Annotated in this window: 7 protein-coding genes; 4 read left to right on the forward strand and 3 right to left on the reverse strand. The window is 30.5% G+C overall.

The window, feature by feature from the left end:
• Nucleotides 1-234 precede the first annotated feature (234 nt).
• A complete protein-coding gene (locus BUB56_RS18700; protein ID WP_190014758.1) occupies nt 235-1,125 on the reverse strand; it encodes a tyrosine-type recombinase/integrase in 891 nt (296 codons plus the stop codon).
• Between the two features lie 288 nt (nt 1,126-1,413).
• On the opposite strand from BUB56_RS18700, the gene BUB56_RS18705 reads away from it, so the two are divergent.
• A complete protein-coding gene (locus tag BUB56_RS18705) occupies nt 1,414-3,480 on the forward strand; it encodes an ATP-dependent nuclease (protein ID WP_110942766.1) in 2,067 nt (688 codons plus the stop codon).
• Nucleotides 3,481-3,650: 170 nt separating this feature from the next.
• Here BUB56_RS18705 and BUB56_RS20175 read toward each other — a convergent pair whose 3' ends face one another.
• Nucleotides 3,651-3,782, reverse strand: a complete 132-nt coding sequence (locus tag BUB56_RS20175) for a hypothetical protein (RefSeq protein WP_020458091.1) — start codon at nt 3,780-3,782, stop codon at nt 3,651-3,653.
• A gap of 178 nt (nt 3,783-3,960) precedes the next feature.
• Here BUB56_RS20175 and BUB56_RS18710 point away from each other — a divergent pair, with 178 nt between their 5' ends.
• Entirely contained in the window at nt 3,961-4,188 is a 228-nt protein-coding gene (locus BUB56_RS18710) for a hypothetical protein (RefSeq protein ID WP_020458084.1), read from the forward strand.
• Nucleotides 4,189-4,360: 172 nt separating this feature from the next.
• Nucleotides 4,361-4,822 (forward strand): hypothetical protein, encoded by a 462-nt coding sequence (locus BUB56_RS19730; protein ID WP_207650469.1) that lies wholly within the window; start codon nt 4,361-4,363, stop codon nt 4,820-4,822.
• A gap of 75 nt (nt 4,823-4,897) precedes the next feature.
• Here BUB56_RS19730 and BUB56_RS18720 read toward each other — a convergent pair whose 3' ends face one another.
• Nucleotides 4,898-5,089 (reverse strand): ribonuclease BN, encoded by a 192-nt coding sequence (locus tag BUB56_RS18720; protein WP_110942767.1) that lies wholly within the window; start codon nt 5,087-5,089, stop codon nt 4,898-4,900.
• Nucleotides 5,090-5,369: 280 nt separating this feature from the next.
• Here BUB56_RS18720 and BUB56_RS18725 point away from each other — a divergent pair, with 280 nt between their 5' ends.
• Nucleotides 5,370-5,936, forward strand: coding sequence for a TnsA endonuclease N-terminal domain-containing protein (locus BUB56_RS18725; RefSeq protein ID WP_242946439.1), 567 nt, complete (start codon nt 5,370-5,372; stop codon nt 5,934-5,936).
• Nucleotides 5,937-6,247 lie beyond the last annotated feature (311 nt).

Below are 6,247 nucleotides of genomic sequence, written 5' to 3' on the forward strand. Positions count from 1 at the left end.
GGTGACTTCATTTTAACAAAGTTGAAACTCTTTTTCTATTGTATTGGTTTCACTTTTTAAGTGAAACCAATAATAATGCAAAACTACTGTAACTATGCGGCACGAAGCAATGCTGGATAAATTATGATGAATAATTCAGGTTAAATATAAATAGATATTTTGACATAGCGGTTTTTACCTATTAGTAAATTGATGTAAAAAACACACCCATATAAAAACATGGGTGTGTTAATTTTAATAATCTGTTAGAGCATTAATGCTTTTTTCTAAATCTTCTTGCCTTACCTTGAGGTAAATTGCACTACTCTCTATACTTTCATGTCCAAGGAGGTACTGTACAGTATTGATATCAGATTTGGGTGTGTTTAGAATTTGAATTGCAAAATGATGCCTGAACATATGAGGATGAATTTTAATATTGGTATCATTTTCCCAACGCTTTAGTATTTTAAAGATTCCAGAGCGGGTAAAAGGCCGTTTCCTTTCGCTTATAAAAAGATAATCAGATGATATTGACATTTTATCTCTAACTTCCATATACGCAGTTATAGCCTTTCTGACATCTAAATGAAGAGGAATATTCCTTTCTTTTTGATTTTTACCTATAACTCTTAGATTTCCAGAACGTTCATTTATGGTTATATCAGCAAGGCGGATATTTATAAGTTCACTTACCCTGACTCCAGTTTTAGATAACAACTCAAAAACTACTATCCATAAATTTTTCTGACTTCTATACACATATCTTTTGATTTTTCTAAAATCTGAGTCAGAAAAACCCTTTGGAGCGGTAGGTTTATTTGTACGTATCTTCTTTAAATTTTCAGCAGGGTTGTTTTTAATAATGCCATTGCTTTGAAGAAAGTAAAAATATTCTTTTAGTGCTGCAATTTTATTATTTATGGTAGATGCTTTTTGCCGTTTGATATTCAAAAGATAATTCCGGTAGTCTTGTAAGTCCATCATGATTACATTTCCTGGGATAAATTTTTCACCATATGACTCGGTGTAGTATTTTATAAAGTCATTGATATTGGTAGTATAAGTTGATATTGTGCCACTTGATTTATCGTTTTTATTTAAATAATCTACAAAATCATCCAAATAATATTCCTTAGTATCCATGACTAAACTCCCTTCCATAAATTTTACTATGATTTTAAGGACACGTAGGGTGAAATTCAAGTTTATATACCAGGTAGATTTCAAGTTTAAAAGTAAGGCTAAAAAGTTTTGTGGACAATTTTTAAGGGCTTATTACCTCAAATTAAGATAAAATGGCACTTGATTTTAATTGTATTCTCCACAAAATCCTGGTTTTGTTGACAGGTTTTGTGGAAAATTCTTCTTGTAAGATATATAATGAATATGAAATTAGTTATGCCTTTGTATTATCAATACAGGAGGAAGGATATGTTTGTATCAAAACTTTTAATAAGAAATTTTAGAAGTATAGAGAAAGAAAGTATTGATTTTAGACCTGGGAAGAATGTATTGGTAGGTAAAAATAATTCTGGCAAGAGTAATATTGTTAAAGCATTAGATTTAGTTTTAGGAGAGAAGAACCCAGTATATTTAGATATAAATGAAAAAGACTTTTTTACATGTTACGAAGATGGAAATGAAAAGGTTAAAAAAGCGTTTTTTATAGCAGTAAAATTAGAGGGAAATGACATTAATGAAGAATTGTTTAAAAGTGTTAGTGGAGCATGGTTAGCGACTGTAGGAGACAAAAATTTGTTAGAGGATTTTTTTAACGCAAACAAAAATCCTGAGTTACTCATAAAAAATTTTGATACTCTAAGTAATAGAAGATACTGTAAGGACACAGAAGAGTTGTTTGATATATTTAGAAATGCTCAAGAGTTATATATTTATTTTTCAGTTATAAAAAATGCTGAAATCGAAAACATGGATTATGATATGGATAATCAGCAGAGTAATTATTCAAAAACATATTCAATTTTTTTAAAGCATGGTAACCAATATTATAGATGCTCAAAGTTTTCTAATGATTTGAAGAATTCACTGATTACAAGTGCAATTTTATCAGCGGTTAGAGATATAAATAAAGAACTTAGGATTAACACGTGGAGTTGGTATGGAAGATTAATAAAAGATATCTGGGAAAACTGCAATCCTAGCCAAAAAAGAGAAATAGATAAGAAACTCAGTGAGATAAAAGAAATTACTGATAATATCTTTATTAATGCTGCATCAGATATAGAAGAAAAAATCAAAAAGGCTATTTATCATAACAGTATATCCTTCCAACTTCTCCAAAATACTAAAGATGATATATATAAAGGAATAAATATATTTGTTAATGATGGCGTTGAAGGTTTATTAGAGGATAAAGGGACAGGCATTCAGAGTGCAGTTGTAATATCACTATTTTCTTATTATTGTAGTAAATTTCATAAAAACTCTTCACTGCTTGTGGTTGAAGAGCCAGAAATATATTTACATCCGCAGGCTAGAAGGGTTGTCTCAAATAAATTTGATGAGTTTGTTAACCTTAATTCTACAAATAGAAATCAAGTCATTATTACGACTCATTCATCTGAGTTTATAAGAAACACTGATATAGGCAATATAATAATAGTTAAGAAGGTTGATGGAAAAACAAAAACAAAACGTATACAAATGGAGACAGGTAAGCATAAAGAACTTGCAAAACTTCAAAATATAATATCTACTAAGAATGCAGAAATATTTTTTGCAGACAAAGTTATATTGGTAGAAGGTGGCGAGGAATATTTAATACCATTAATAGCAGAGCATTATTATCAAGAAAAAGGTTTTTTGGATTATAACAATATTAGTGTAGCCAAAGTAGGCGGAAAATCTTTCTTCAGGCCGTATATGGAGGTATTGTCTTGTTTAGGAATTGAATATTACGTTATTGCTGATTTTGATATTCTTCATAATGGATTAGAGCAGATTGATGTATTTATTGAAATGTATTCTCAAGAAAAATTGAATGATATCAGAAATACATTAAATGAGATAATACCAATTGATGAGCCGTGGATAAAGAGCAAAGATATAAGAGAAAAATTATTAAAACCTGATAAAAGTATGGATGCAAAATCATTATGTACTGTTATAGACGAAATTTGTGCTACTGAAGAATATAATGACAAGTTAAAAGAGATATGGCTGTATGTAAGACCTAAAGTAACCAAAAAAGTAAATTATAGAATATTAGAGAACTATGAAGATATTAAAACTAAAGTTTATAATTACATAGATAAATTAAAAGCAAGTAATATTTTTATACTTAAAAAGGGGGAACTAGAAGATTATATTACTGATGACGGCCAAAAAATTATTGAAGATTTAGGATTTGCAAATCAAAAAGAGTTAAAAATCATAAAGTTATCAGAATTGGTAAATAACGGTGATATTGAAATAGAACAAGTGCTTGACATTGAAGATTATGTTGAAGTGATTAAAAGACTTAAATCTAACAGTTAATAATTATATATGATATTACATATGAAACAGTTCTGTAAATCCAGTACATTTCGTATAGAGGGCAAAAAGATATAATACCAAATTGTCAATAGGAAGTTGAGAAAAGGTTTTCTGTTAGAGTTTTTTTCACTAATTTTACTTTTAGAAAGTATTGCTGAGGCTTAAAAACCTCATAATTTTCCCAACTTTTCGAGAGCCTCCTTGTTTTCATTAATTACTATATCCATAAGAGTTTCGATTTCTTCTTTATTTTCTTCAGACAATTGCACAAATTCTTCTTTCGATTTTTCCGTGAAAGCCATTAATTCTACCTCGCTTTACAGGATTTCTATTAAATTATACCATAAAAAGATATGAGCCAGAATCCTTAATAAGATTAATAAGCCTACTTCCTAGTTAAAAAAATCACTCCGAAAGTTGATTTTCAAGGTAATGTTTATATAATAACCTCCAAATAAAAACTGAATGGAGTGATTAACCATGAAAGGCGTAACGATTTTTGGGAATTTTACAGTATTGGAGACTTTTATGTTTAATGACTTACAAATTGACAAAGGGTTTGATGAAAGGCTGGATATATTTTATAGGGTAAATCTTTATATAGAAAATCTAGAAGATGATATTAATGATACATTCATAGATTGTTACTATAGAAGCATTAATGATTTGATGGAAGACATCAAGTGCTATTCGATAAATCAAACTTAAATTTAAGAATTAATGAAATCTATCACTAAAAGGTTCATTAGTTATTTCGCCTCAATTGATATGAAGCATACTCCATTTAATTGTCTTTAAAACTTGAAGAGAGCATATAGTCCTCCTTATATTAAATGAAGTTCAGAATAGGAATTTCATAATAATAGGGAGGGCATATTATATGCTTTTGAAACCAGAAGAAATTTATTTTAAGTTTAATGAGGAAAGTATTGAGATTAAGATTCCTAAGAAATTACTATTGGTTTTGTTGCAGCAGGTAAATAGACACTATGAGATATTAAAGTATGAGGAAGAAATAATAAATAACTTTGCAATCCATGAAAATATCAGTAATACAGAGATGATAATGGCTAAATTGCTTATCTTGATGGCCGAGCCATATGACAAGAAGGATATCAAATTTGAAACAAGTGTAGCAGAATTTCTAGTGTTGAGGGACTTAGTATATTGCAATTATTCTTTGCTGCATCTGCAAACAAAGATGAAATCCCACATGCAAAAGGCGTACAAGGAATTTTACGATGCAATTGAAAGCATTTATGAAATGTTCGAGCAGGATGAAGTAAAAGCATATTGGGATTATATTAAGAATTATAACATTGAAAACCATGTTTTTCATTAATGCATATCTTTTAGTCTTTAGAATTAAAAAGGTTTTAGTAGATTATACAACTACTAAAACCCTTTTCTCATAACTTTAATGTTCCTTATCTTTCTCAAAGGCTGATTGAACTTTTAAGGTAAAAGAAAGAAATATAATAAGGGATATGCCTAATAAAGAGCCTGCAATAAAGCGGATAAACATATTTTCTGTAATAATGGTAAATGGTAACAAAAACATGCTCATGAGAATTACCAGTTTTATAGTCAAAAAAACACTATGCCTCATAAAATACCTCCTTAGTCATAGAGTTATAGCATTTTACATATTTCCTATATAGCATTTCAAGGAAGTTTTACGTTTAAAACAAAATAAATTTGTGATAAAATATTATACACACAATAAATGGTTCAAATGCCATTGACACAGACATCTAAGTAAAAGGTGTCCCAATGTCAATGGCATTTTTGCATTTATATGTGGAATATGAGAATTGTAAAAGGCCAAAAGAGATTGATGACTATAAGCGAGAGTTTGCTAATATGGCTGATTTTCGGAGGTGATAGTTATGGCAAAACATAACCTGCAATGGGATGAAAATAAATTAAAGCGATTTCTAAGGGAAGGAAGAGGACAGGGAGAAGGACAGGATTATAAACCCTGGGTGACCGTGCAGGACTTTCCTTCCAAAGGAAGGTGCAGCCGGGTGTTGGGATGGAAAACCAATAGAATTCACCATCTCTTTACCGACAGTGAAACGAGATACTTCTATTTATTGGAATGGGAGGATGCAGTAGTAGACATTAGAGAACATTTTCCCTTGCTGGATTTAGAGGAAGTTGTAAAAGAAAAGGATGATTTAAATTTTAACCTATTTCAAGATAAAAATAGTGGTTTACCCTATATAATATATACTTCTTTCCTTATTACCATAAAAGACACAGATGGTCAAAAAAGATACATAGCCCGAAGTTTGAAAGCAGATTACGAACTTCAAAGGAAGAGGAGCATTGAAAGACTGGAGATTGAAAGAAGATATTGGCTAAACAAGCATATCGACTGGGGTATCGTGACACAAAAAGATATTCCTACTGTCAAGGCTAAAAACATAGAATGGGTGCACTCCTCCTTGTAAGATAAATATAGGGTTAGGGCTCAAAAACCCACCCGAATGTTCTTTGACAACTTTAAATCTATTGTTCAGATGAATCAGTGACACCAGACATTGAATTTTTTAAACATCGTGCTATAATCTCTTTGTCAGAGAGATAGATGTGCATTCCTCCTGGATCCCTTCCATAGTAGAGGCTTATCCGTGAAAAAGCGTGTCACTCCACAAGGACGATTCGATGTTTAGCTGGTTGGGCCACCATTTGGTGTTACCCGTTTCAAATGCAAGGTTGTTTGACGTTCTTCTTTTAGTGGATGCTCTGATTCATTCTGTTT

The organism is Geosporobacter subterraneus DSM 17957, from assembly GCF_900142145.1.
GTDB lineage: Bacteria > Bacillota > Clostridia > Peptostreptococcales > Thermotaleaceae > Geosporobacter > Geosporobacter subterraneus.

Bases quoted from the DNA above. Each gene is read 5' to 3' on its own strand.
- BUB56_RS18700 (WP_190014758.1), bottom strand. From the start codon at position 1,125: ATGGATACTAAGGAATATTATTTGGATGATTTTGTAGATTATTTAAAT.
- BUB56_RS18705 (WP_110942766.1), top strand. From the start codon at position 1,414: ATGTTTGTATCAAAACTTTTAATAAGAAATTTTAGAAGTATAGAGAAA.
- BUB56_RS20175 (WP_020458091.1), bottom strand. From the start codon at position 3,782: ATGGCTTTCACGGAAAAATCGAAAGAAGAATTTGTGCAATTGTCTGAA.
- BUB56_RS18710 (WP_020458084.1), top strand. From the start codon at position 3,961: ATGAAAGGCGTAACGATTTTTGGGAATTTTACAGTATTGGAGACTTTT.
- BUB56_RS19730 (WP_207650469.1), top strand. From the start codon at position 4,361: ATGCTTTTGAAACCAGAAGAAATTTATTTTAAGTTTAATGAGGAAAGT.
- BUB56_RS18720 (WP_110942767.1), bottom strand. From the start codon at position 5,089: ATGAGGCATAGTGTTTTTTTGACTATAAAACTGGTAATTCTCATGAGC.
- BUB56_RS18725 (WP_242946439.1), top strand. From the start codon at position 5,370: ATGGCAAAACATAACCTGCAATGGGATGAAAATAAATTAAAGCGATTT.